Origin of the sequence: Galbibacter pacificus, assembly GCF_029603165.1 — a bacterium.
GTDB classification, from domain to species: domain Bacteria; phylum Bacteroidota; class Bacteroidia; order Flavobacteriales; family Flavobacteriaceae; genus Galbibacter; species Galbibacter pacificus.
The window spans coordinates 652,295-677,581 of record NZ_JAQSVC010000003.1 but is presented as its reverse complement, the minus strand read 5'-3'; the positions used below and the strand labels follow the sequence as shown (position 1 = coordinate 677,581).

19 protein-coding genes are annotated in these 25,287 nt (G+C 35.8%); 10 read left to right on the top strand and 9 right to left on the bottom strand.

Annotated features, from left to right (window positions below; translation table 11 throughout):
* Window positions 1-117: 117 nt before the first annotated feature.
* Window positions 118-1,044: an SMI1/KNR4 family protein gene (locus PSF86_RS11430; RefSeq protein ID WP_277900207.1), complete on the bottom strand. Its 927-nt coding sequence runs from the start codon at window positions 1,042-1,044 to the stop codon at window positions 118-120.
* 68 nt (window positions 1,045-1,112) lie between these two features.
* Entirely contained in the window at window positions 1,113-2,237 is a 1,125-nt protein-coding gene (xerA, locus tag PSF86_RS11425) for a site-specific tyrosine recombinase/integron integrase (RefSeq protein WP_277900206.1), read from the bottom strand.
* Between the two features lie 101 nt (window positions 2,238-2,338).
* Between xerA and PSF86_RS11420 the strand changes: the two genes are divergently transcribed.
* Window positions 2,339-2,758, top strand: a complete 420-nt coding sequence (locus tag PSF86_RS11420; protein WP_277900205.1) for a hypothetical protein — start codon at window positions 2,339-2,341, stop codon at window positions 2,756-2,758.
* A 399-nt stretch (window positions 2,759-3,157) separates the two neighbouring features.
* Here the strand turns inward: PSF86_RS11420 and PSF86_RS11415 are convergent, their stop codons facing one another.
* The gene (locus tag PSF86_RS11415; RefSeq protein WP_277900204.1) at window positions 3,158-4,078 is read right to left on the bottom strand and encodes an SPFH domain-containing protein; all 921 of its coding nucleotides are present in this window, start codon (window positions 4,076-4,078) and stop codon (window positions 3,158-3,160) included.
* A gap of 136 nt (window positions 4,079-4,214) precedes the next feature.
* Window positions 4,215-5,768 (bottom strand): glutamate--tRNA ligase, encoded by a 1,554-nt coding sequence (gene gltX, locus PSF86_RS11410; protein WP_277900203.1) that lies wholly within the window; start codon window positions 5,766-5,768, stop codon window positions 4,215-4,217.
* Between the two features lie 213 nt (window positions 5,769-5,981).
* Between gltX and PSF86_RS11405 the strand changes: the two genes are divergently transcribed.
* Together PSF86_RS11405 and PSF86_RS11400 are read left to right on the top strand one after the other, a co-directional pair.
* Window positions 5,982-6,569 carry a YdcF family protein gene (locus tag PSF86_RS11405; protein WP_277900202.1) on the top strand — a complete coding sequence of 196 codons (588 nt, stop codon included), beginning with the start codon at window positions 5,982-5,984 and terminating at the stop codon, window positions 6,567-6,569.
* Window positions 6,570-6,605: 36 nt separating this feature from the next.
* Entirely contained in the window at window positions 6,606-7,505 is a 900-nt protein-coding gene (locus tag PSF86_RS11400) for a sugar phosphate isomerase/epimerase family protein (protein ID WP_277900201.1), read from the top strand.
* Window positions 7,506-7,575: 70 nt separating this feature from the next.
* Here PSF86_RS11400 and PSF86_RS11395 read toward each other — a convergent pair whose 3' ends face one another.
* Entirely contained in the window at window positions 7,576-8,181 is a 606-nt protein-coding gene (locus tag PSF86_RS11395) for an NAD(P)H-dependent oxidoreductase (RefSeq protein ID WP_277900200.1), read from the bottom strand.
* A gap of 118 nt (window positions 8,182-8,299) precedes the next feature.
* Between PSF86_RS11395 and PSF86_RS11390 the strand changes: the two genes are divergently transcribed.
* On the top strand, window positions 8,300-9,211 hold the full coding sequence (locus tag PSF86_RS11390) for a LysR family transcriptional regulator (protein ID WP_277900199.1): 912 nt from the start codon (window positions 8,300-8,302) through the stop codon (window positions 9,209-9,211).
* Between the two features lie 217 nt (window positions 9,212-9,428).
* Here the strand turns inward: PSF86_RS11390 and PSF86_RS11385 are convergent, their stop codons facing one another.
* Window positions 9,429-10,430 (bottom strand): hypothetical protein, encoded by a 1,002-nt coding sequence (locus PSF86_RS11385; RefSeq protein ID WP_277900198.1) that lies wholly within the window; start codon window positions 10,428-10,430, stop codon window positions 9,429-9,431.
* A gap of 1,246 nt (window positions 10,431-11,676) precedes the next feature.
* On the opposite strand from PSF86_RS11385, the gene PSF86_RS11380 reads away from it, so the two are divergent.
* From PSF86_RS11380 to PSF86_RS11355, 6 genes are all read left to right on the top strand, one after another.
* A complete protein-coding gene (locus PSF86_RS11380; RefSeq protein ID WP_277900197.1) occupies window positions 11,677-15,051 on the top strand; it encodes a DUF4175 family protein in 3,375 nt (1,124 codons plus the stop codon).
* Window positions 15,044-15,454 carry an rRNA maturation RNase YbeY gene (gene ybeY, locus PSF86_RS11375; protein WP_277900196.1) on the top strand — a complete coding sequence of 137 codons (411 nt, stop codon included), beginning with the start codon at window positions 15,044-15,046 and terminating at the stop codon, window positions 15,452-15,454. Before PSF86_RS11380 ends, ybeY begins: the two co-directional genes overlap by 8 nt.
* A gap of 89 nt (window positions 15,455-15,543) precedes the next feature.
* Window positions 15,544-17,415: a tRNA uridine-5-carboxymethylaminomethyl(34) synthesis enzyme MnmG gene (mnmG, locus tag PSF86_RS11370; RefSeq protein WP_277900195.1), complete on the top strand. Its 1,872-nt coding sequence runs from the start codon at window positions 15,544-15,546 to the stop codon at window positions 17,413-17,415.
* Between the two features lie 67 nt (window positions 17,416-17,482).
* Window positions 17,483-18,331 carry a class I SAM-dependent methyltransferase gene (locus PSF86_RS11365; protein ID WP_277900194.1) on the top strand — a complete coding sequence of 283 codons (849 nt, stop codon included), beginning with the start codon at window positions 17,483-17,485 and terminating at the stop codon, window positions 18,329-18,331.
* 219 nt (window positions 18,332-18,550) lie between these two features.
* On the top strand, window positions 18,551-19,063 hold the full coding sequence (locus PSF86_RS11360) for an OmpH/Skp family outer membrane protein (RefSeq protein WP_277900193.1): 513 nt from the start codon (window positions 18,551-18,553) through the stop codon (window positions 19,061-19,063).
* Between the two features lie 179 nt (window positions 19,064-19,242).
* Window positions 19,243-20,706 carry a hypothetical protein gene (locus PSF86_RS11355; protein WP_277900192.1) on the top strand — a complete coding sequence of 488 codons (1,464 nt, stop codon included), beginning with the start codon at window positions 19,243-19,245 and terminating at the stop codon, window positions 20,704-20,706.
* Between the two features lie 402 nt (window positions 20,707-21,108).
* On the opposite strand, the gene PSF86_RS11350 is transcribed toward PSF86_RS11355, so the two are convergent.
* The 3 genes from PSF86_RS11350 to rnr form a co-directional block, all read right to left on the bottom strand.
* Window positions 21,109-21,792 carry a LysE family translocator gene (locus tag PSF86_RS11350; protein ID WP_277900191.1) on the bottom strand — a complete coding sequence of 228 codons (684 nt, stop codon included), beginning with the start codon at window positions 21,790-21,792 and terminating at the stop codon, window positions 21,109-21,111.
* Between the two features lie 121 nt (window positions 21,793-21,913).
* Window positions 21,914-22,588: a head GIN domain-containing protein gene (locus PSF86_RS11345; protein ID WP_277900190.1), complete on the bottom strand. Its 675-nt coding sequence runs from the start codon at window positions 22,586-22,588 to the stop codon at window positions 21,914-21,916.
* Window positions 22,589-22,695: 107 nt separating this feature from the next.
* Window positions 22,696-24,885, bottom strand: coding sequence for a ribonuclease R (gene rnr, locus PSF86_RS11340; protein ID WP_277900189.1), 2,190 nt, complete (start codon window positions 24,883-24,885; stop codon window positions 22,696-22,698).
* Between the last annotated feature and the right edge of the window lie 402 nt (window positions 24,886-25,287).

The window sequence follows — 25,287 nt, the reverse complement described above, 5'->3', positions numbered from 1 at the left end:
TATAAGCCTCTCAATTTTAGTTTACAGCTAAACTATACCACAAAATAAAAGCCCTTTTAAGGGCTTATTTGGATCTTGTATTTATACAATTAATAGGTTGTGCAACGGTTACCGTTGTTAGGCACAGTTTTTTATCCGCTTAAATATTTCGTGAATATGTGTTTCGGTCAAAAATTGATTTGGATTTTCATTAATTTCTTTAATTGATAAATCTAAAAAATCATTCAAATTATCTGCTAAAACAACCATTTTTTCTTCGTCACGACCGTAAATAATAATTTGTCCCTTAGTTCCATTCTTATCTGGGTCAAGGTCAAACCCTATAAAATTCCCACCATAATCTGAGAACATCGGCAACCATTTATAATGAAAATATTTTTTTCGAATACTATCATCTGGACAAGATGAAAAGTCAATCTTATCTTCCCAAACATAATCTTTTCTCTCAACGATGTATTTTCTATTTGGAAACAACACAAATTCTAAGCTGTCCCAATTGTAGTTTTTCTCTTCGAGTTTGTGTATTTCTTTTCCAAGAGCAAACATTTTATCTCTAAAGTTTTCTTTCAAATTATAATTCTTTTTGTCTCCATTTTCATATTCAACTTTAATTCCGCTGTAAGATTGATTTGAGCAGTCAAATTTTGCTTTAATCCATTTTTTAGAAAAAAGACCAAATTTCTTTTTGTTCGGAATAGATTTTAAATACAAATCAGAAATTTCGTCAAGAATTTTTTTCGAAGTTTTAGTATCAATAATTTTTCGTTCAGCAGGTTTTAATAGACTTATTGAAAACTCAAGTTCTAATTTTATCTTTTCTGTTGAGATAAATTGAAGACCAAATAATATTCCGCTGTTCTCGCCATTTTCTCCGTTTATTTTAGAATAAACTTCAATGAATTCATTTGGCAATTTTTCGTCAATCATTTCTTCGATAGCAGAAAAGTCATTTTCCCCACTTTCGTGATTAATTTGGTTCGTATCTCGGCTATCATTTTTAGATGTCCAATTGGCGATATGTTCAATTTTCTCTATAATGTTCATAGTTTGCCTTAAATTGTGCCTAACAATTGTATATAGTTACCTTGGTAACTATATTTCTATTATGGGAACTAAGATAATAAATCTTTTACGTTCATAAAGGTATTGGTAGCCACATGTGTATATATCTCTGTGGTCTTAGACGAATTATGACCCAATAATATTTGAATATGTCGTAAGCTTGTTCCATTTTCCAATAAATGGGTTGCAAAGCTGTGGCGTAACATATGGGGGCTAACCCTTTCTTTTATTCCAGCCCTTTTGCCTGCTTTATAAACAATTTTTAACACACTTGAGGGACTGTATCTTTTACCAGGTTCAGGCCCTTCAAATAAATATTTCTTTGGTAAATAGGCTTTGTAATATACCCTGAGATCATCTAAAACACTCTTACTAAGTATGGTCATCCTGTCTTTATTGTTTTTAGACTGTCTAATTTTGATCGACATTCTTTTACTGTCGATGTCGGACAGTTTTAAGTTTAATAATTCACTTCTCCTAAGCCCTGACGCATACAATAGTCCCAGTATACAGCGATGCTTTATATTCTTTGTGTTGTTTATTATTGCCATTGCGTCCTGTTTTGACAATACCTTAGGTAATTTATGCTCTTTTCTAGGCCTTTCTATGGCATAAAACCTATTAGGCATACCAAGGACCACTTCATAGTAGAACTTTATGGCATTAATGGCCTGATTAATATACGAATTAGAGCGTTTTTCCTGAACCAGTTTTTGCAGGTAATCCCTAACATCATTTTCATTTAAAGCAACTAAATCTTCATTCTTATAATAATTAATAAAAGCCTCAAAAGATTTCACGTAATTTTTAACAGTACTATTTGCATATTTTTTAAGTTCTAACTTTTTGAGATAATCCTCGGGACATGGTCTGAACCCTTCCCGGTATGTACGCTTTCTAAACCAATTTACATCCACGCTTTCTGAGGTGTCCTTTAAGGGGCTGTCCCGAAAGAAATAATTCCCATTAACCCATACAATCCCTTTAAACCTTTCGAAAATTAAATTTAGGGTCGGTTTGTTGTTGGGGATATAGTATAGATTGTACTGATTGCTCCATTCCAACCCGGGCAATCCATCGACCAGAGCCTGTATGATTCTATCAGCTTGATATTGAAGCCCTATATACTTTTTATTGTCAATCATCAAATGTTTTAATGTAATTGATCGCTCCATAACTATTTTTCAGGTTTTCAAAACAAGATTAACCAATTAAAATACCATAACTTTATATATAAACGTTTATATTCGTATGTAAACGTTTAATAATATGTATTATGCCCGTTAAATATTGCTTATCTTGTAAAAAAGAGTTGAAAGGGCGTTCTGATAAAAAATTTTGCGATGCACAATGCAGGAGTATGTACCATAATACGAACAGACCTTTTCATGAACTTTCCATTCAAAAGATAAACAGCGATTTAAGAAGGAACAGAAGTTTGTTGGCCCATTTTTGCCCTAGTGGGAAAAGTACCGTAGAAAAGAAAGTCCTGGCAAAATTGGGATACAAGTTCGAGCTTTTCACACATATTTTCCCTTTTAATACAGGAACCTATTATTTTTGTTATGAATATGGTTATCTTCCCATACTCGAAAATCATATAGAGAAAATGTTAATAGTCCATAAGCAAAAGTATATGGACAATTTAAGTTTTTATCCTTGGGACTTTAAAATTATTAAACATAGTTCGAGGTAATCCATCCTGGCCAATATTGGCTTTCACTTGATACCTGCCTAGTAAATTGAAGGGTGAAAAATGGCTGGTAGAACAATTGGGAGCAGCTGTCACAGTATTTTAAATAACCCAGCCGATCCGCTCATTTACACCACCAAGACTGTGGAGGGTTTCCACCGGCAGGTGCGCAAGGTACCTTTACCAATGACAGGTCCTGTTTAAACTGCTGTACCTGGCCATCAGGAACATCCAAAGGAAATGGACAACCCAATAATTACACATTAGGTTCGGCAATCATCCCTTTGGGGATACTCTGAAGGATAAATCATAGGAGAGGGTTTTAATTACGCTCTCCCGACAAAATAGTTTTCGGAAGTTGGTGGAATTTTAGGCAACCCTTTTAATATCTTCCCTTTGGTTTTATTCCTCTTTCTTTTTGTTTTGCTTCTTCATGGCTTCCCCTATTTGGTTACTTGCCGTAAAAGAGGCTACCATATTGTTCAACATATCGCTCCCTGCCTGTGGCGAATTGGGTAGCAATATTAAATTGCTGTTGGTTTCTTCGCCTATGGCCTGCAACGTATCGTAATGCTGTGTGACAACAATCAAGGCTGATGCTTCTTGCGAGTTGATTCCTACTTTGTTCAACACTTCGACCGATTCTTCCAAACCTCGTGCAATTTCACGTCGCTGGTCGGCAATGCCCTGCCCTTGCAAGCGCTTGCTCTCGGCTTCGGCTTTTGCCTTTTCAACAATTAATATACGGGCCGCATCCCCTTCAAACTGAGCTGCTATTTTCTCGCGTTCTGAAGCATTAATACGGTTCATGGCCGCTTTGACCTGCTGATCCGGGTCAATATCCGTCACAAGTGTTTTAATAATATCGAAACCGTATTCCAACATGGCTTCCTGCAACTCTGCTTTTACGGCTATGGCAATATCATCCTTTTTAACAAAAACATCGTCCAGCTTCATTTTAGGGACTTCGGCACGTACCACATCAAATACATAAGAGGTAATTTGATCGTGCGGATATTCAAGCATGTAAAAAGCCTCGTAAACCTTGCTCTTGATAACCACATACTGAACCGATACTTTTAATTTTACAAAAACGTCGTCCAGGGTTTTTGTTTCTATGATAACATCCAACTGCTGGATCTTCAAGCTCAAACGCCCCGCTATCCTGTCTACAATGGGGATTTTAAGCTGCAAGCCCGAATTACGGATACTTTGAAATCGGCCAAAGCGCTCAATAGCGACTGCCGTTTGTTGTTTTACGATGAAGAAGGCACTAAACAGGATAATAATCCCGATAAAAGCCAATGGAATAAGAAAATACATAATTGCTATAGGTTTAAAAATATTGATTGTTGTAAAATACAAATAATGGAGCTATTTAATCCCGATAATGGAAAAAATAATTTATAAAACAAGCCCGAAAGGTCTCATGCAATATCTTGGGCCTATAGCGCATCCGTTATCCTAAAACTTCGATAGCCTTGTTTATCCTATATGTAGTTTCTTCTTTTCCAATTAAAGCAATAATATCAAAAACGTGAGGGCCTTTCATGGCGCCTACCAATGCCAAACGTAAAGGGGGCATTATTTTCCCGAAACCAAGTTCTCTGTTGCTTATCCATTGCTTTACAATAGTTTCAATGTTTTCAGAAGCAAAATTGTCTATCCCGGCGATCACACCGGCAACCTCATCCATATACTCATTGGTATTTTCTTTCCATTGCTTTTTGGCGGCCTTTTCATCATAAGCTGATGGTGCTACAAAGAAGAAATCCGCCTGCGTCCAAAAATCGGCTACAAAATCGGCACGTTCTTTAATTAATGCGACCACATTTGTTATGTAATCTTTATTGACCAAAGAGGGAGCTATTTCGCCTGATACCACTTTATGACTAGCAATAAAATCCATAAAAAGCCCCGTTAACTCTTTGTTGCTTTTTTGTTGCAAATACTGATGATTATACCATTTGGTTTTGTCTGGGTCGAAACGTGCGCCCGCTTTGTGTACTTTTTCCAATTGAAATGCTTCAATTAAACCATTCAAACTGAAAATTTCCTGTTCGGTCCCGGGGTTCCACCCTAAAAACGCCAAAAAGTTTATCACGGCATCGTTAAAATAACCATCTTCTTTATAGCCACGGGAAATAGTCCCTGTACTTGGATCCCTCCATTCCAACGGAAATACGGGAAAGCCCATTTTATCGCCATCGCGCTTGCTCAATTTACCTTTTCCGGTAGGTTTCAATATCAACGGTAAATGTGCAAATTGTGGTTCCTGCCAATCAAAAGCCCTATACAGTAAAACATGCAGGGCCAAAGACGGCAACCATTCTTCCCCACGGATTACATGGGTAATTTCCATTAAGTGGTCGTCTACAATATTTGCCAAATGATACGTTGGCATGCCATCGCTTTTAAACAATACCTTATCGTCCAGAATATTGGTATCTATCTCCATATCCCCCCGGATAATATCTTTTAAATGAAGCTTTTCGTCTTGAGGTGATTTAAACCGGATAACATACTCATGGCCTGCATCTATTTTTTGCTGAACTTCATCTTGCGTAAGTGCCAACGAATTTTTCAATTTTTGGCGGTTGTGCCAATTGTAAATAAAGGTTTTTCCTTTTGCTTCGTGTTCTTTTCTATGTGCATCGAGCTCGTCGGCGGTATCAAAGGCGTAATATGCCCATCCTTTTTCCAATAGCAAATCGGCATATTGCTTATACAAATGCCTGCGCTCGCTTTGGCGGTAAGATCCATATTTTCGTTGTGTTTCCTCGGCAGACCCCGGGCCTTCATCATAAGGAATATTTAGCCAGTTCAAGGAATCTACAATGTATCTTTCGGCCCCCTCGACATATCGGTTTTGGTCGGTATCTTCGATCCTCAAAATAAAATCGCCTCCGTGCTTTTTGGCAAACAGGTAATTAAACAAGGCAGTTCTTACGCCACCAATATGTAAGGGTCCCGTGGGACTGGGTGCAAAACGCACACGAACTTTTGTACTCATTGCTCGGTTTTTTGGCAAAGATAATGGTTTTAAGCAGGCAACGAAAAAAGAAAAGCAACAGAACCCTGAACGATAAACGCCATTCTGAATAATGTAAAATATGTATTATACATTGAATATATGGAATGAAAAAGACTTATATAAAGTGAAAAATTCTACCGATATTTATGCAAGGAACCCACGAAGCGTATATCGTTTTTAAAAAAACATTTTATGAAGTTAAAAAATCATGCCTTTTTATTATTCGCCTGTTTAATTGCTTGTTCCCTTACTTCTACCGTACATGCACAAAAAACACACCAAAGAACCGGAATGCTGGTTTTGGGTTCGGCAGATGTTCCCACATTGAAAAACCGCATGAACGTGGCCTTAAAACTATACAATACCCCAGAAAAGTTTGATTACATTATTGTTTCCGGCGGATGCAATGCACACCATTCGGGGTTTTGCGAAGCCACAGAAATGGCCGAAATTTTAAAAGAGAACCATGTTCCCGAAGCCATTATCCACAAAGAAGAAAAATCGCAAAGTACAATTGGAAACTATTGTTACAGCCGTTCCCTAAAAGATGAAAGCGGAAAGAAGGTTATGCAAGAAGGCGATGTTGTTTTTGTGGTTTCCAACCATTGGCATGCATTTTCGGTTGCCGGTTGCCTTCAGGTAAACGATAAAATGAACGCAAAATACTATATTGAAGGCAGCATAAACCCAAAAGAAACTGACAAGCTGGATTATACCGATATTTTTAAAAGATGTACAGAAGATGCAAATTTTTGTGATGCCATTATTTCATCTGAATAAATTTATACCAAACCACAAATAACCAACCAAAACAACATGAATAGAAGACATTTTATGGGCGCCATGGGAGCTTTAGGGGCTTCGTCCCTATTTCCTTATCCGGCGTTTGCCACAAATCTTGCCCCAAACTACAAACTGGGCTTGCAGTTGTATACCATTAACAACGAAATGATAAAAGACCCGGTTAACTCCCTAAAGGCCGTAAAGGAAATGGGGTATGAAGATTTTGAAATTTTTGGGTTTGATGCCGAAAAAAATACTTTTTATGGGATAAATGCCGATGAATTTAATGCCATTTTAAACGATCTTGACCTTACCGTTTCAAGTGGCCATTTTGGTTTTTCGACTTATTTGAATGCTTCGGAAGATGTGTTGATGCGTTTTGTGGACCAATGCATTGTAGGTGCGCAAAAACTAAACATGAAATACATTACCTGGCCATGGATAGCACCCGAACAACGTACCATCGACAATTTTAAGCTTATGTCCAAAAGGCTAAATGTAATTGGGGAACGCATCAATAAATCCGGGTTGGGGTTTGCCTACCACAATCATGGGTTTGAATTTGAAGACCACAATGGCGAAAACGGATTTGATCTCATCTTAAAAGAAACCGATCCCGATTTGGTAAAACTCGAAATGGACATGTATTGGGTAATGCGTTCTTCCAACTATACCCCGAAAGAGTTGGTAGAATTGCAGCCCAAACGCTTTGTACTTTGGCACATAAAAGACATGGATAAAATTACGAAGGATTATACCGAATTGGGGAACGGTTCCATAGACTATACTAAAATACTTCCCGACCCGACTGAAGCCGGTTTGGAATATTATTACCTGGAACAGGGCGGAAATTTTGCCCATTCTCCCATGCAAAGTGTAAAAGACAGCATTATCTATTTTAAAAAACACGTGCAGCAATATGTATATGGTTAATAAAAAGGTCAAAAAGGGATGAAATGATCAAGTTCCTTTTTTGACCTTATGTACAAAATCCAAGAAATGCCTATAGGGCTATACGTTTGTCTTTTGTGGCAAAAACAGCATCCAGATGTGCTTTGTATTTTACCTTTTCACCTTCTACATTATTGTTTTTAACCACATCGTAAAAATGAATGCCCGGCAAAGGTTCCATGTCCAAAAAGGCATTCATTCTGTGAAAACCAAATAAAACACCTTTATCCACAGAAGTTTCATTAAAAAATTCCCCCGGAAGGGTAAATGCTTCATTGGGAGCATTCCAACTGGTATTTACCATATATGTTCGCCCCTTTAACAATCCCCCGGTTCCATAATTAATGGCTGGGTTTTTAGAAGACCTTCCATCGTTGTTGTAAACCTGTCCGTTTTTAAAAACATAATCAAAATATTCCTTGAGTTTGTGCGGTACCTGGAACCACCATATGGGCAAATGATAGACAATGATGTCCGCCCAGATAAATTTTTTGGTTTCTGCTGCTGCATTATAGGCCTGGTTTATATCGGTCACTTTTACCTCATACCCTTTTTCCTCAGCAAAATAAGTAGCTGCCAGATCTACCATGGTTTTATTAAACTCCCCTTTTGAATTTCCAAAAGTTTGTCCGCCGTTAATTATAAATACCTTTTTCATACGCTCAAAATTTTCCTTTTTATAGTATTCTTTTTAAAATGTTGGAACAAAATTAAATCCCTTTTGTCTATTATAAAAATAATATAATTTATACATTTGTATTATAATAATAATAGTTATGGTGAATTTTGAATGGTACAGAACCTTTAAAGCTGTTTATGAAACCGGAACGTTAACCGGTGCCGCGCAGGTATTATATGCTTCACAACCTGGTGTTAGCCTCCATATAAATTCGTTGGAATCGTACACCGGATATCAATTGTTTGAAAGGACTTCCCGAAAAATGATTCCTACCGAGCGCGGAAAAGTATTGTACAATTACATAAAAGATGCGGTTCTAAAACTGGAAGATGCCGAGCAATGTTTTAGGAAAAACTCCAATAGCGATACGCCCACCATAAGCATTGGCATGTGCATGGAAACGTTTCAATATTCCATCGAGCCTTATATTTCTACTTTACCTTTTGATGCGATTATTAAATTTGTGGAATACAAAGAGGCCGTCATAGAATTGGAAAAAGGCGTATTGGACCTTGTTGTCAGTGCCAAAAAAGGCTTGGAAAAACATTTTGAATACAAGGCTTTTTCTAAAGAACGCATTGTACTGATTGCAGGCTCCAAGACACCAACCGGTACTTTTACCAATGCATTGGCCGCCAATAGCCTGTCTGGTATACAAAAGTGGCTTAAGCAACAGGTTTGGTACGGAACAACGGGCGACATGGAACATTTGCGCTCTTTTTGGAATGCAAATTTTAAAAAGCACCCCGATTTTAAGTGCAATTATATCGTGCCCAATAAAAGTTCCATCATACGCTGTTTGCGCAATACCAACGGTATAGCTGTTTTACCCGACTTTTTGTGCGAAGAAGCGCTAAAAGACCAATCGGTAAAATTGTTGTGGGAAGGTTTCGAGCCCATTGAACAAACCTTGTACCTGGCCAAGCGAAAAGGAAATATGTACCAAAAGCAATTGGAATATCTAGAAAACCTATTTATTGAAAAAATGCCGGTTTTGGCGGGGGTTTAAGTTTTTATATACAATCCCTATAATCCATAAGGCCCGCATTTGTGTTGCCACCTTATGTTTTGGTCGGTATGCCACCCACATATCGCACCCCCTTTCCCTTAACATGCTTTTTATTTTTTGTTTTTTTATGGGGCATCTAAAAGCCCGTTTAAAAACGAAAAACCTAAAATTGACACTACAAAAAATTTCCCGATTCCTTTTACTCAATGAAAAGCCCCTACAATTTTAAATCTACCCTAACCCCATTTTTCCAGTAACAAGGGGTATAGTTTACGGGAGTAGTCCCAATAGCTCCACAAATATATACATCATCACCCTTTATATAAATTCCATAGGCCTGTGCATTGTCCTCCAGTTCGTGAAGTTCCCCGTTTTTCCAGTAACAGGCTGTATGCCCCGTGCTATTGGAGTTGTGTTTATTAATTAATCCTACCGCATAAAGGTCGGTTCCTGATTTGGTGAGTTGCCATACCTCGCCATAACGCCCATCCAATATCACAGGTTCCGAATTTTTCCAATACATGGGCACGCCACAAAGCCCCCCGATATAAGCTTCATCAGTATCATGGACATAGATGGTGCTTACCCCTTGAAATACAGAGGCCTGTTCCGGCAGCGGTAACGTTTCCAGAAAATTATGCCCGTCCCATACAAATGGGGTTTCAGGCCGCAACGTATTCCCTCCTTCCGAAGGTATTATTTTGCCAAAATACCCGGCGAAATAAGGTTTGTCATTATGGTAGTCAACCGACGAGACCGTTCCTGTACTGTCGTTGTCCATGAATGTCAGGACATTGTTTTTGTAATAGCATACCCTGCCGTTTTCGGCAAGGCTGCCCTGGTCAAATTGATAGTTTTGTAATTGTCCGTGTATGTCCTTGTAAACATATACCTTTCTATAGTGATCATTTATGGACTTAAGATAGAGGGTGTTGGTCGGGATATAATCACTAAATTCGGTTTCATTACTGCTTTCCGTATTTATCCAGAATTTCGAATGGACCGTTCCGTTCTCGGAGGCATATCCGCTTATAAGCACGTGATGGTCCGATACGGAAACAGCATTTCCGACGGCTATGTGTTTTTTGTTTGGTCCTGAATTCTCATCGTCGTTTTGACATGCACTTAAAAATAATAGTATAAAAACTAGGGCCGGAAAGTGCATTTTTAGTTTAAGGAGTGATAAATGGCGTGTATTCATTTTGGCAGTGGCTTTCATATCAAGAGGTATGTTTCTGATAAGATGGAGTTTATGGCAAAAGGTTGCTTCACCAATGAATTTTAAACCCCGGATATGGACCACTGATCGTACTATTTTGTTCGGAAGCCCATTATTTTAACTGGGCGTGCTAACTATCACGTAATTTTTTTGATCCAGCTAATATCATTTTTTACCACTTATGTTTGATAAACCCTGATCCAGGAGCCCCACGCCGAAGTTCATTGTATGCTGATTTTAGTTTTTTGTTTTTTTTTAGGCTAGAATATAACATGATGCTTATGGATATAAAAAAAAATAAAAATAGTGTAAGGACAATGGCTATTAAAGTCATATGTATGGCGTTTATTAATGGGACACATAAAATGAATTAAAGTCACATACCCCGATACTTTATAACCAAAACATGAGTGCTCTTGTAATTTTATTATGCTTTTATACGAAATATAAATAATTTAAAGTCAAATATGTATATAACATTTGTGTTGGCTGAACCTCATAAACACCGGCTTTCCCCCATACGAATATCCAGAAAAGGGCCCTTCGGAATAAATAATCGATACCGCTAAAATAAAAAGAAGCTCAACTTTTGGCAAGATTTTCAGGCTGGGAATGAAGTTGGTGCTGGTGCGGGATAAAAATCCCGTTAAGGATGCTGTCCAGGGTCTTTTAATCATGCTTGTCACAGCTTACTGGATTATTTCGAACCTGTGTTTTATGATGTTTCCCTCAAAGGGGCAAGATTCAGACAAAAGGAGTCACAGGCCTTATTTCTTCATATTATAATTAAAAAAATAATGTCACGCTTTTTTGGCATTAGGAACTAAACATAATACATATTTAACCAAGAGTGTAAAATAAATTATATGATTGCAATTTTTTACACGTTTTCGGTCTCTCCCCCTAAATTAACCTATTACTCCTCCACAAGAGCAAGGCAAATAGTAAAACATGCATTGTTCTATGGAAATTTTTTAAGCTCTTCTTATCCACAATATCCGCCGTGAACGCGGTTTGAAGTATTGTTTTTAATACTAAAACATCCCTCCCTTATTTGTTATTGCCATAAAATATTCTCAAGAGTGCTTTTTCATGAGTGAACCCTTGTCATCCATTAAAGAAAATCAATGAGGTGGTTTTTCTAATTAATTTTAACATCCATTAAGTAAAAATGCCCCGTTTATACTGCCAAACAAATTGTATTTTTATATTTTAATGTACCTATACTATTTTTATACGCTTATTAATGAATACTTTACAACATATACAATATAAACTTCAAGGCTTTTTACGAAAGTATTATACCAACGAACTGCTCCGTGGGGTGTTTGTTTTCCTGGCCATCGGGTTGGTTTATTTTATTTTAACCGTTCTTTTGGAGTATTTTTTATGGCTGGGAACCACGGGGCGATTATTGCTCTTTTGGCTTTTTGTGGGTGTAGAGCTGTTTTTATTTGTTACGTTTATTATTGTCCCGCTGTTGTACCTGTTTAACATTAGAAAGGGCATTGACTACCAAAAAGCCTCCAAAATTATTGGTGCACATTTCCCGGAGGTAAACGATAAACTGCTGAATTTTATGCAACTTGCTAAAAATACGCAGCAATCCGATTTACTTTTGGCCAGCATTGAGCAAAAAGGCGCTCAACTGCGTCCCATTCCCTTTCAATTGGCCATAAACTTTAAAAAGAACCTAAAATATGCCTGGTATACGGCTGTGCCCGTTTTTTTTATACTGATCGTTATAGTAATTGGTAAAAGCAATTTGTTTACAGATAGTTACAAACGTGTTGTAGATTACAAAACAGCATATCAACCCCCGGCACCTTTTGAATTTTTTGTGGTTAACGACTCCTTACAGGCCATAAAGGGAAGGCCTTTTGTTTTGCACATAAATACTGCAGGAAACGTTGTTCCGGAAAATGTCCAGATTGAAATTGACGGCACTACTTATTTGATGCAACAAAAACAGGCTGGCCATTTTGAATATGTCTTCGATCAGCCACGCGAAAACACATCCTTTCAATTAAGGGCCAACAATGTGGTGTCACAAAACTATCCATTAGAGGTAATTCCGACACCCAGCCTCTTGTCGTTCGAGATGCGCCTGGACTATCCCGCTTATACCGGAAAAACTTCAGCGGTTGTAAAAGGCTCTGGCAATACCACGGTTCCCGAAGGCACCAAAATAACTTGGTCGCTTGAAACCGAAGAAACCACCAATGTTGGCTTGCAGCTTCCCGATACCAGCATTAGCTTCAATAAAAAACAACAGCAATTTGACCTTAGCCATTATTTTTATAACACTACAGATTATTCCATCGCAACGAGCAACCATCACTTAAAAAATTACGAGAACCTGGGGTATTCCATCCGTGTTATCAAAGATCAATCGCCCGAAATAAAAGTTGATGAAAAGATAGATTCCGCAAGCATCAATACAAAAATATACGTGGGTCAAATTTCAGACGATTACGGACTTTCAAAATTAAAGCTTGTGTATTATAAACAAGGAACTGATTCCCTTCAACAAAAAAATATAACTATTAAAAAAGGTACTTACGACCGCTTTGGGTATATTTTTCCAAATAATCTGCCATTGAAAGCAGGAACTCCATACGAATTTTACTTTGAAGTAACCGATAACGACGCCATACACGGGGGAAAAGTTACTAAAAGCCCTGTTTTTAATTACAGAAAGCTTACCAAGGATGAACTAAAGCAACAACAATTAACACAACAAAAAGAGAATATTGGCCGGATTGAAAATTCATTAAAAGATGCCGAAGAGCAGGAAGATAAGTTAAAAGAGATAAACGACATCAACAAACAGAAAAATCAACTAAACTATAATGATAAAAAGCGTATTGAAAACTTTTTGGAGCGGCAAAAGCAACAAGATGAAATGATGAAAAGGTTCCATGAAGATTTAAAGGAAAACCTGAAGGATTTTAAAAAAGAAAACAAACAGCAGAGCGAATATAACGAGTTGCTGCAAGAACGCTTGGAGAGGCAGAAAAAAGAATTGGAAAAAAATGAAGACTTGATGGAAAAGTTGAAGGAAATTTCAGACAAAATAAACAAAGAAGAATTGGCAGAACGCTTAGCGCAAATGGCAAAAGAACAAAAGAAAAACAATAGGAGTTTGGAGCAAATTCTTGAGTTGACCAAAAGATATTACACGGCTGCCAAAGCAGAAAAAATAAAAGAGGACCTGGAAAAATTGGCCGATGAACAACAAAAATTGTCAGAAAAAAAGGAGGAAGAAAACAATCTAGAAAATCAAAATGAACTGAATAAGGATTTTGAAAAGCTTGAAAAAGATATAGAGGAACTGGAAAAGCAAAATGATGAATTACAAAAACCCATGGACCTTGGAACCGATAAGAAATTGGAAGAAGAAATAAAAAAGGAACAGGCAGAAGCAACACAAAAATTAGCAGAAAAAAAGAAGGAAGCGGAAAATACCAATCAGAATAAAAGTGAAAGCCAAGCTGGACAACAAGCCAAACAAAAGCAAAAAAATGCTGCTAGAAAAATGAAGGAAATGAGTGAAAAAATGAGTCAGATGATGCAAGCTTCGGCTCAAAACACTTTACAGGAAGATTCGGAAATGCTACGCCAGATACTGGATAATTTAGTTGTTTTTTCATTCGACCAGGAAGCAGTTATGGAAAAGGTTCAAAGCTATAAGGAAAGCAGCTCAAACCTATCGGTATATTTAAAAAAGCAAAACGATTTAAGAACGGTATTCGAGCATGTAGACGACAGTTTGTTTGCCTTGTCCCTTAGGCAGCCAAAAATTTCAGAAAGCATCAACCAAAACATCACCGATGTATATTATAACATGGACAAAACATTGGAACTTTTTGCCGAAAACAGGTTTTACCAAGGAATATCACATCAACAATATACATTAACGGCCGCAAACGAGCTGGCAGATTTTTTAAGCAATACCCTCGACAATATGCAAAAAAGCCTTGCCTCTGGTTCCAGTAGCGGAAGCGGAAATGAATTTCAGTTACCGGACATTATACAATCCCAGCAGCAATTAAACGAAAAAATGAAAGAAGGAATGCAAAAAGGAGAAAAGGGACAAAAACAAAACAGCCATAAAGAAGGGAAAGAAAACGGGAAAGAAGGCCAGGAACAACAAGGTGAAATGCAAGGAGAAAGCGGGAGTAAAAAATATGGAAACGAACAAATGTCTGGAGAACTTTATGAAATCTACAAACAACAGCAACAATTACGAAATGCTTTGGAAGAACAATTAAAAAATTTGCAGGGGGCCGGAGAGAAAAAACAGGCCCAACAATTAATTAGCCAAATGGAGCAAATTGAAAATGATTTATTGGAAAAAGGGTTTACCAATGCTACCGAACAAAAAATGCTTCAGTTACAACATCAATTATTAAAAATGGAAGATGCGTCTTTTCAACAGGGAAAAAAAGAAGAACGGGAAAGCGAAACAAACACCAAAGAATTTACAAACACAAGTTCGTACAAAATACCAAATTTGCAACAATATTTTAATGAAGTTGAAATATTAAACAGACAAGCCTTACCTTTGCGGCAAAATTACAAGCAAAAGGTAAACGCTTATTTTAAAAACGATGATTAATTTTCATTACGAGACCGATTTTTTAATTGAAGAAGAAGAACGCTTTTCGGAATGGGTAAAAAACATAATCCGATCGGAGGCCAAAGAAGCAGGAGAAATCAATTACATTTTTTGTGATGATGATTACCTTCATAAAATAAATGTTGATTATTTAGATCATGACACGTTCACGGATATAATCAGTTTTGATTATTCCGACGCACTCGTAATTCAAGGAGATGTATTTGTTTCTGTTGAACGCGTGAAAGAAAATGCCAAAGATTACGACATACCTTTTCAAACAGAATTGAAAAGAGTGATGGCGCATGGCATTCTACATTACTGCGGATTTAAGGATAAAACCGTAGAAGATACTAAAATAATGCGAGAAAAAGAAGAAGAAAAAATCGCCTTATTTAAATAGACTCCACAACCAACACCAGAAACAGTGGGGTTTAACAATGCTGTTTCACGTGGAACAAACCCAATATTAATTATAGAAACTCAAAGTTTATGTTTGACAAAGAATATGATGTAATTGTTGTAGGTGGTGGACATGCTGGATCTGAAGCGGCAGCGGCGGCCGCCAATATGGGTTCTTCTACCCTATTGATTACAATGAATTTACAAAACATTGCACAAATGTCTTGTAACCCTGCGATGGGTGGAATTGCAAAGGGGCAGATTATTCGCGAGATTGACGCCATGGGCGGTTACTCTGGAATTGTTACCGATAAGACCGCCATACAATTTAAAATGCTCAACAAATCTAAAGGTCCGGCCATGTGGTCGCCAAGAGCACAAAGCGACCGTATGCGTTTTGCAGAAGTATGGAGACTGATGTTGGAACAGACAAAAAACTTAGATTTTTATCAAGAAATGGTTTCGGGATTGATTATTGAAGACGACAAGATAAAAGGTATTAGAACTTCATTGGGGATTGAAATTAAATGCAAGTCCGTAGTATTGACCAACGGTACTTTTTTAAATGGCCTAATACATATTGGCGAAAAACAATTTGGTGGTGGCCGTGCAGGTGAAAGAGCTGCAACAGGAATTACAGAAGATTTAATTAATTGCGGTTTTGAAGCTGGCAGGATGAAAACCGGAACGCCACCAAGGGTTGATGGCAGATCGTTGAATTTTGATAAAATGGTTGTTCAGCCAGGAGATGATAAACCAGAAAAGTTTTCGTATTCCAACGAAACGAATCCATTGAAAAAACAAAGGGATTGCCACATGACATACACCAGTGAAGAAGTTCATGATTTATTGCGTGAAGGTTTTGATAGGTCGCCCATGTTCAACGGAAGGATAAAAAGTATAGGACCACGTTATTGCCCTTCCATTGAAGATAAAATCAACCGTTTTGCAGATAAAGACAGGCATCAAATTTTTGTAGAACCAGAAGGCTGGGATACGGTTGAGTATTATGTAAACGGGTTTTCCACTTCCTTGCCAGAAGATGTACAATTTAAAGCACTGCGCTGTGTAGCTGGTTTTGAAAATGTAAAATTCTTTAGACCGGGTTACGCCATAGAATACGACTACTTCCCTCCTACACAATTAAAACATACACTGGAAACAAAATTGGTTTCTGGATTGTATTTTGCCGGACAAATAAATGGAACGACAGGATACGAAGAAGCAGCCTCCCAAGGATTAATGGCTGGAATAAATGCAAGTTTAAAAGTACAGGAAAGAGACCCATTTATACTTCAAAGGAACGAAGCATACATTGGTGTGTTGATAGACGATCTCATTACAAAAGGCACCGAAGAACCGTACCGCATGTTTACTTCCAGAGCTGAATACAGAACACTGCTTAGACAGGACAATGCCGATTTAAGACTCACGCCCATGAGTTTTGAAATAGGTTTGGCATCAGAAAAAAGGTTAAGGAGAATGGAAGAAAAGGAAAGGATGTCCAGCGATTTTGTAAACTTTTTTAAGGACACGAGTGTAAAACCCGAAACCATAAACCCGATACTGGAAGAAGTAAATTCGTCGCCAATGAAACAATCGGACAAGATGTTTAAAATATTTGCCCGGCCAAATATTACATTGGACCACATGCTAAAGATAGCACAAGTAAAAGACTATGTAATTGAAAAAGAACTGGACGCCGAAGTTTTGGACCAAGCCGAAATTCAAGTTAAATATTCGGGCTATATCGAAAAAGAAAAAAACAACGCCGACAAACTAAACAGGCTTGAAGAAATTAAAATTCCGGAGAGTTTTGATTACGATAAACTAAAATCCTTGTCATTTGAAGCCAAGGAAAAACTAAAAAAAATAAAACCGAGAACACTTTCACAAGCATCACGGATAAGTGGTGTTTCACCAAGCGATATAAGTGTCATGCTTGTCTATATGGGCAGGTAATTTTAAAGGGTTCCACGTGGAACCCTTTTTATTTGAATAAGTATTATCTTGCAATTTAAAATTTACAATGAGCAAAAACAATTCAACAAAAACTTACATACGCTGCAAAGATCATTTAGTAAGTAATGAAAGCTTCAACTTAAAAAAAACAGAAATACACGGATTGTTGCAAACAACACCACAGCCCCAACCCGAAGAAATTGGCAAATATTATGAAAGCCAACAATACATTTCTCATACAGATTCCAAGAAAAATTTAATTGACAAAATCTATCAATGGGTGAAATCCTATTCGATAAAAAACAAACATAATGTTATAAAAAAATACCACCCCAAGGCGAAATCCTTGTTGGATATTGGAAGCGGTACCGGTGATTTTATAAAGTATTTAAACAAATATTATAATTGTTTTGGAACAGAACCCAATAAAAATGCCAGGAAAATTTCAATAAAAAAAGGAAATACAGTTGTTGAAAAAACAGAAGATTTGCCACTGAAAAAATTTGATGTAATTACACTTTGGCATGTTTTTGAACATTTGCACAATCCAGAGGAAGAATTAAGAAAAATAAAATCACTGCTAAGCAATGATGGAATACTTATTATTGCAGTGCCAAATTATAGGAGTTACGATGCAAAACATTACAAAGAAAATTGGGCAGCTTACGATGTACCACGACATTTATGGCATTTTGATAAAACAGCTATGGAAACACTTCTTGGCAAAGAAAAATTTTTTGTAGTAAAAATCTTACCTTTGATATTTGATTCGTTTTATGTAAGCCTGCTTTCAGAAAAAATCAAATCAGATAAAAATAATTATATAAAGGCATTTATTTCGGGCTTGAAGTCGAATTGTAAGGCAAAATTTACAGGGGAATACTCGTCATTGGTATATTTGTGTAGGAAAAGCTAAATAAAGCCTTTTAAGGCCTCTTTACATCAAAAACATATATTTACCTTTCGAAATTTTAAACTGTAGCGAAAGAAGATAAAAATAAGCTGTTTAAAATAGCAACTGATTATTATAATTAATAATACAATAATTTATATCTATACATAATATAAAATTTATATTTTACCGAAAATCCGATTACTTTTCTATTTTTGTCCTGAACTAAATTTTAAAATAAAAATGAAAAAAATAATATTGACTGCCGTTGTTGCATTGGTTACTTTTTCATGCCAGCAGAATAAAATTGCTTTTGTTGACAATACAAAGTTGATTAATGAATATCAAGAAAAAATAGACATCGAAGCAAAATACAAAACCAAAATAGAAACATTCGATAAAAAAACGGACAGCTTATCTAAAGCTTTCCAAAGCGAAGCACAATCATTTGAATCGGAAGCAAAAAGTTTACCACAAGCAAAAGCACAAGAAAAATACAATGCGCTGCTCCAAAAAAGACAAATGATGGGTCAGCAATTACAGATGGAAGAACAACAATTGTCTCAAGAAAGCCAAAAAGAAATAGACAGCCTCATTAAAAAAGTAAGGTCCTTTGTTCAGGATTACGGCAAAAAACAAGGATATACCTTTGTTTTGGGCTCAAACGATGCTGGAAGTGTACTTTATGGTGAAGAATCTAAAGATATTACATCCGACGTGCTTAAGGCGCTAAACGATGATTACAAGGCAAAATAGCTATAAAACTAATTCACAGGCTGAGAAAAATCTCACTTAATAAATGAAGGTGCTTATTACAAGCACCTTTTTTTGTATCTTAATCTCGATAAAAAACCTACTGCTTTAGAATTAAAAAGCCTATATATAAAAAACTAGGCACATAAAAGAAAAATTAATAACATTTGAAATCTCACTTTGTGAGTAAATACATAAAAATTGGACTTGCAACAATTCTAGCCGTTATAGTACTAATAATGGGCGGAAACTTATTGGTTGAAAAAAAGATAAGAGATAAACTACAAGAAATAAACGGATATAAGATTGAGACCGCTTCAATTGATGTAAACCTACTTACCAGAAGCGTTTCAGCAGTAGATATAGACATCGACGATACGCTTAAAAATACTTTTTCCATAAAAAAAATAGCCCTTTCAGGTATAAGCATTACAAGCTTATTTGGATCAGATTCTATTGTAATTGGAGAACTGAAAGTAGAAAATCTGGATGCATTATTACATAGAAAAAAGAGTAGAAAAAATTCAAGCAAAAAACAAAAACAACTAATCATTAAAAAACTAGTGCTTAAAGACACGCGTTTTACATATAAAGACACTACTGAAAAAAATATAGTTAAGACAGAAAAAATAAATGGGCACGTATTTGACCTTCATATAAATCCTGCATCTGAGCATAAAAAAATTGATTATAAAAAAATTGACTTTGAGGTTGACAACGTATTGCTTCCAATGAATTACTATCAGAATTTTTTAGTTGGAAAGCTGATATTAAAAGACGATTATATAAAAACAGCATCAGTAAAAATAAAAACCATTTACGATAAAAACGAACTTCAAAAGCATTTAAAAACAGAAAGAGACTGGATTTCACTTACAATAGATTCCTTGAACATTTATAACTATAAGCGAGATAAACTAAATGAAAACTATACATATTCATCAGAAAAAATTGATATCATACAAGGAAACCTGGAAGTATACCGCGATAAGGGACTTCCCGACGATACCAGGTACAAACCTTTGTACAGCAAGGCATTGAGAAATTTACCTTTTGATATTGACGTACCAGAACTGAATATCTATAAAAGCAGGATAACATATGAAGAAAAAGTAAACGATAGCCCGGGAAAAATTGTGTTTACAGACGTTTCAAGTACGATAAAAAATATAAATACGCTAAAAGAAGACGGCGAAACCCTAATAGACATAGAATCCAAATTTATGGGCGATGCCGATTTTAAGCTGTTGTGGAAATTTAATATCAACAACAAAGCAGATTTCTTTACCCTTCATGGCAAAATGGAGCATTTAAATGCAGAAAAAATAAACGATTTTGTGGAACCAAATATGAACATTATTACAAGCGGTTCCATAACGAGCTTACTGTTTGATGTTGATGCAAACGAAAATAATGCAACAGGAACTTTTCAAATGAAATATGATGATTTTGTAGTAAACATAAAGAAGAAAAATAAAAATGTGGTCAACAAATTTATATCAACAATAGCAAATATTTTTGTGAAGAATACTAAAGAAGACAATGAAAAAGTAGATATAAAAGTGGAAAGAAATAAGGAAAAATCCTTTTTTAACTATTTCTGGTTATGTGTTCGCGAAGGTACCATACAAACAGTGTTGAAGTAGATTAAAATGATAAAAGGTACAAACAAAAGACTATGGGTATAATATAGACCGTAATCTTCATAGCACCATCGAAATCTTTAGCAATACGCTGTCCAATTAAAAAAATAAATAGGGTAATTAGTGATACGATACAACTTAGAACAGCAAAATAACTGCTTTTATAAATAAGGTAATTATAAATTCCTATTAAGGAAAAAATACCCGCCAAAAGTTCTAAAACAACAATAATAAATAGTGAAATAGGCAAAACTTTAACAACAAAAGTATTTTTAAAATGTGCTTTTAAAAACAAAATATTGCCCTTCCAGTCCGAGACCTTGTCCCAAGCACTAAACAAAAAAGTAATGGCAATAAAAAATAAAAGGAAAACAACGGGTAACTCTTTTGTAAATAGCATCATTATTAACGTTCTCTAATATCCTCGATCACATTTTGAATTTTCTTCTTTTCATTTGGAAAAATGCCTTGAAGCATTAAAGCTACTCCAAAAACAACCAAAATAACACTGATAATCCTTTTTATTTTAAAAATTCTCCTCGGCGTTAATTTATTTCTTAATTGTTTGGCAAGTATTATTTTAATACAATCTACAAACAAATATGTAGCCAAAATTGTGGCTAAAAAAACAAATATACGCTCATCGTTCATTTCAAGCTTGGGACCGAAAATTATAATAATACCGAGCCAAAAACCCAACACACCAACGTTGATAAAATTAAGTAAAAACCCCTTAAAAAAAAGCTTAAAATAATTTCGTCTGACTTCTATTTGGTTAATGGCATTGCGTATGTCCCTTTTATAGTCGCTTTTTGTCTTTAAAAAACTAATTATTCCGTATATAATTAAAAGTATGCCACCAAAAATAAACAATGAAGGGTCGTCTTTTATTTTATGAAGTATTTTGTTGGTACTAAAATAGGCAATGATGATAAAAAAAGAGTCGCCCATAACAACGCCCAAATCAAAACTTAATGCAGCCCTAAATCCTTTTATAGCCCCTGTTTCCAAAAGAACAAAAAAAACTGGGCCTATGGTAAAGGCCAATAAAATTCCAAGTGGTATTGCAGAAAAAACATCTTCAATCATTCAACGCTAATTACATAGTTTTCAAAACATGGGTTATTATTTGCAGTTATTCAAAAATAAAAAATCATCATAATAGATGATATGTTATGATGATTTTTAAATAATTTTTCAAAATTAAATTTTAATGTTCGTTAATAGTTCCACCAACAAAAGTCTGTTTTTCAAGTACCTTAGGGTTTCCATAAACATTAATAGTCCCCCCTACTTTAACTTTGGCGTTCATATATTCTGTTGCATTTACATTGGCTGTCCCACCGGCCTTTACAACTACATTGGTTTGTTCTGTAACCAAACCTTCTCCTTTAAACTTTCCACCGGTGTTTACAGCTACTTCTTGATTTTTGGCAGTCCCATTTAACTTAATGTTTCCTCCCGTGGTAGCGTTGGCCTCTAAGCGCTCTACGTCCAAATCTATATTGATTTCGCCCCCTTCTTGGGAATTTACTTCGATATCTACCTGAGCAATTGTTTCTTTTGATGAAATGGAGGCATTTTCATTTACATCCAGTACATCCAGAATATCTTTAGAATACAAGGCAACAAAGGTTTTGTAACCATCAAAAACCTGGCTTATTTTCATCCGTATCTTTAGTTTGCCATTTTTATTGACAATTACAACCTGATCGGAATCCTTGCCGGAAATAATAGCTCTGTTTTTATCGGCTTTAATAATGGTAACGGAAACCCCATCAAAAACCTTGACTTCATGAAAATCGCCCAGTTCCTGTGTTATGTTGTCTTGTGCCGATGCAAAACAGGATGCAAAAAGCATCATTAAAATTACTATATGTTTCATTGCTCTTTTTATTTTAATTTTTTATAAAGGTAAATGAGATATTTCATTAATAAGAAATGGAAATGATAAAAATTGTTAATATTGATTTGATTATGAATATTCAAAAACTAACTTTCAATTTTCTTTCCCGTAAGCACAAAGTCCAAATGTCTTTTGACCAAATCTGTACTTTTAAGCTTAACAAAAACTTCGTCTCCCAACTGGTACATGTTCTTGGTAACCTCGCCAACCAAAGCATATTGCGATTCATCAAAAACATAATAATCGTCTTTGATATCGCGTATCCTCACCATGCCTTCACATTTATTGTCGATAATTTCAACATAAATCCCCCATTCGGTAACCCCGGAAATGACTCCTAAAAACTCTTCATCGTAACGATCTTCCATAAATTTTATCTGCATGTATTTTATGGAATCCCGTTCTGCACTGGTTGCCAGATACTCCATATTTGAAGAATGCTTACATTTTTGTTCATACTTTTCATCGTTTACGGAAGCTCCACCGTCTAGATAATGTTGCAACAACCTATGTACCATTACATCTGGATATCTTCTAATTGGCGACGTAAAATGTGTGTAATAATCAAAAGCGAGCCCATAATGGCCAATATTATCGGTAGTATAAACGGCCTTGCTCATGGTGCGTATGGTTAAGGTATCTACCATGTTTTGCTCTTTGGTCCCCTGCACTTCTTCCAATAAATTATTTAAAGAGCTTGTAATGGTTTTTTTGCTCTTCATGTTTATCCTATACCCAAATTTTGATATAATGCCCTGTAACTGCATTAATTTTTCGTTGTCGGGCTCATCATGGACCCTGTAAACAAATGTTTTCTTTTGCTTACCAATAAATTCTGCTACCTTTTTATTGGCAAGCAACATGAATTCTTCAATAAGCTTATTGGCATCTTTGGCGGTTTTAAAATATACACCAATAGGTTCGCTTTTTTCATTTAATTGAAATTTTACTTCCACCTTGTCAAAAGAAATAGCACCGGAAGCCAAGCGTCTGGAACGCATGGCTTTGGCCATGGTGTCCAACGTAAGAATTGCATCTGCAATGTGCTGTTCTACTTCATAGGCTTCTCCGGTTAAAGAAATATCCGCAGGAACCCTATTGCTGTTGGTCTCAATAATAGACTGCGCTTCTTCATAAGCAAAACGCCTGTCGGAATAGGTAACTGTCCTGCCAAACCATTGGTCGAGTACCTGTGCACTTTTGTTCATTTTAAAAACTGCGGAGAATGTATATTTTTCTTCGTTCGGCCTCAGCGAACATGCATTATTGGATAGGATTTCCGGCAACATTGGTACCACCCTGTCTACTAAATAAACAGAAGTTGCCCTATTGTATGCTTCTTCTTCCAGGATGGAATCTGGTGTTACGTAATGAGATACGTCGGCAATATGGATACCTACCTCGAAATTTCCATCTTCTAAGATTCTAAACGACAATGCATCGTCAAAATCTTTTGCATCTTTTGGATCGATGGTAAATGTTGGTACTTCCCTCATATCCCTTCGTTTGGAAATTTCATCTTCTGTAATGGAAGTATCCAGTTTATTGGCGTAAAATTCTACTTCATCGGGAAAACTATAAGGCAGACCATACTCGGCCAGGATAGCATGTATTTCCGTATCGTGCTCGCCCGGTTTACCAAGTACCTCAATAATTTTTCCGTAAGGAGAATCTGCATTTGTAGGCCAATCCTGAATTTCAACAATTACTTTATCACCATCTTCTGCATCACCGGTCTTGTTTTTAGGAACAAAAATATCGGTATACATTTTAAAATCGGTTGGGTTAACAAAGGCAAAATTTTTCTGCATCTGTACAATTCCCACAAAAGAGGTCCGTTTCCTTTCCAGTATTTTGGTAATCTCCCCTTCCAGTTTTTTTCCTTTCTTTCTCCTTGGAAAAACATACACCTCTACAATATCGCCGTGAAGGGCTTTGTTAAGCAAATTATAAGGTACAAAAACATCGGTATCCAAATCATCACAAACAACATAGGCGTTGTTTCTTCCAGTCATGTCTACAACACCTTCGTAATAATTTTGTGATGGTATTGCCTTGTATTTACCGCGTTCTACTTCTTCTATTCTTCCTTTTTGTTTAAGCTGGCCCAACCTTTTTATCAATAAATTTCTAGCGCTGGTATCATTAATATTAATTTTTGCAGCTATTTGTTTATAGTTAAAACTCTGGTCCCTATTACTTTCAAGTACAGTAAAGATCCCTTTTGTAATTTCATTTTTCTTTTGTTTTTGAGCTCTTTTTTTTCTTTTCGTCATATAATTTAATTCTTCAAGTAAAGTACGAATTATTATACTAGTACTCTAATTATTTTTAAAAGTTAAAATTTTATTAAAATTGATGTAACAATTTTATTTTTGCAACGTCTCTTATATAAGACACTTATCTAAATTGCATTGAAAAAGTTTTATAAAATATTAATCTTCTTTATTCTTGTTTTTTTGGCAGGCGTAATTTCTTTTGCTGGTTATATAGATTATTCTTTAGAAAGGAAAGAACACCAAAAAACCGTAAACTGCATAGAAAAAAACAGCAAGAAATATCATTATCTCAAGACATTAATCTTCTTTTAAAAGAAAATTATCCCTATTTTAGTATACGCTCCGTTTGTAAATTAAAGGCATAAAAATTGCTTTATTTTAAAAGGAAAAGTATTACCA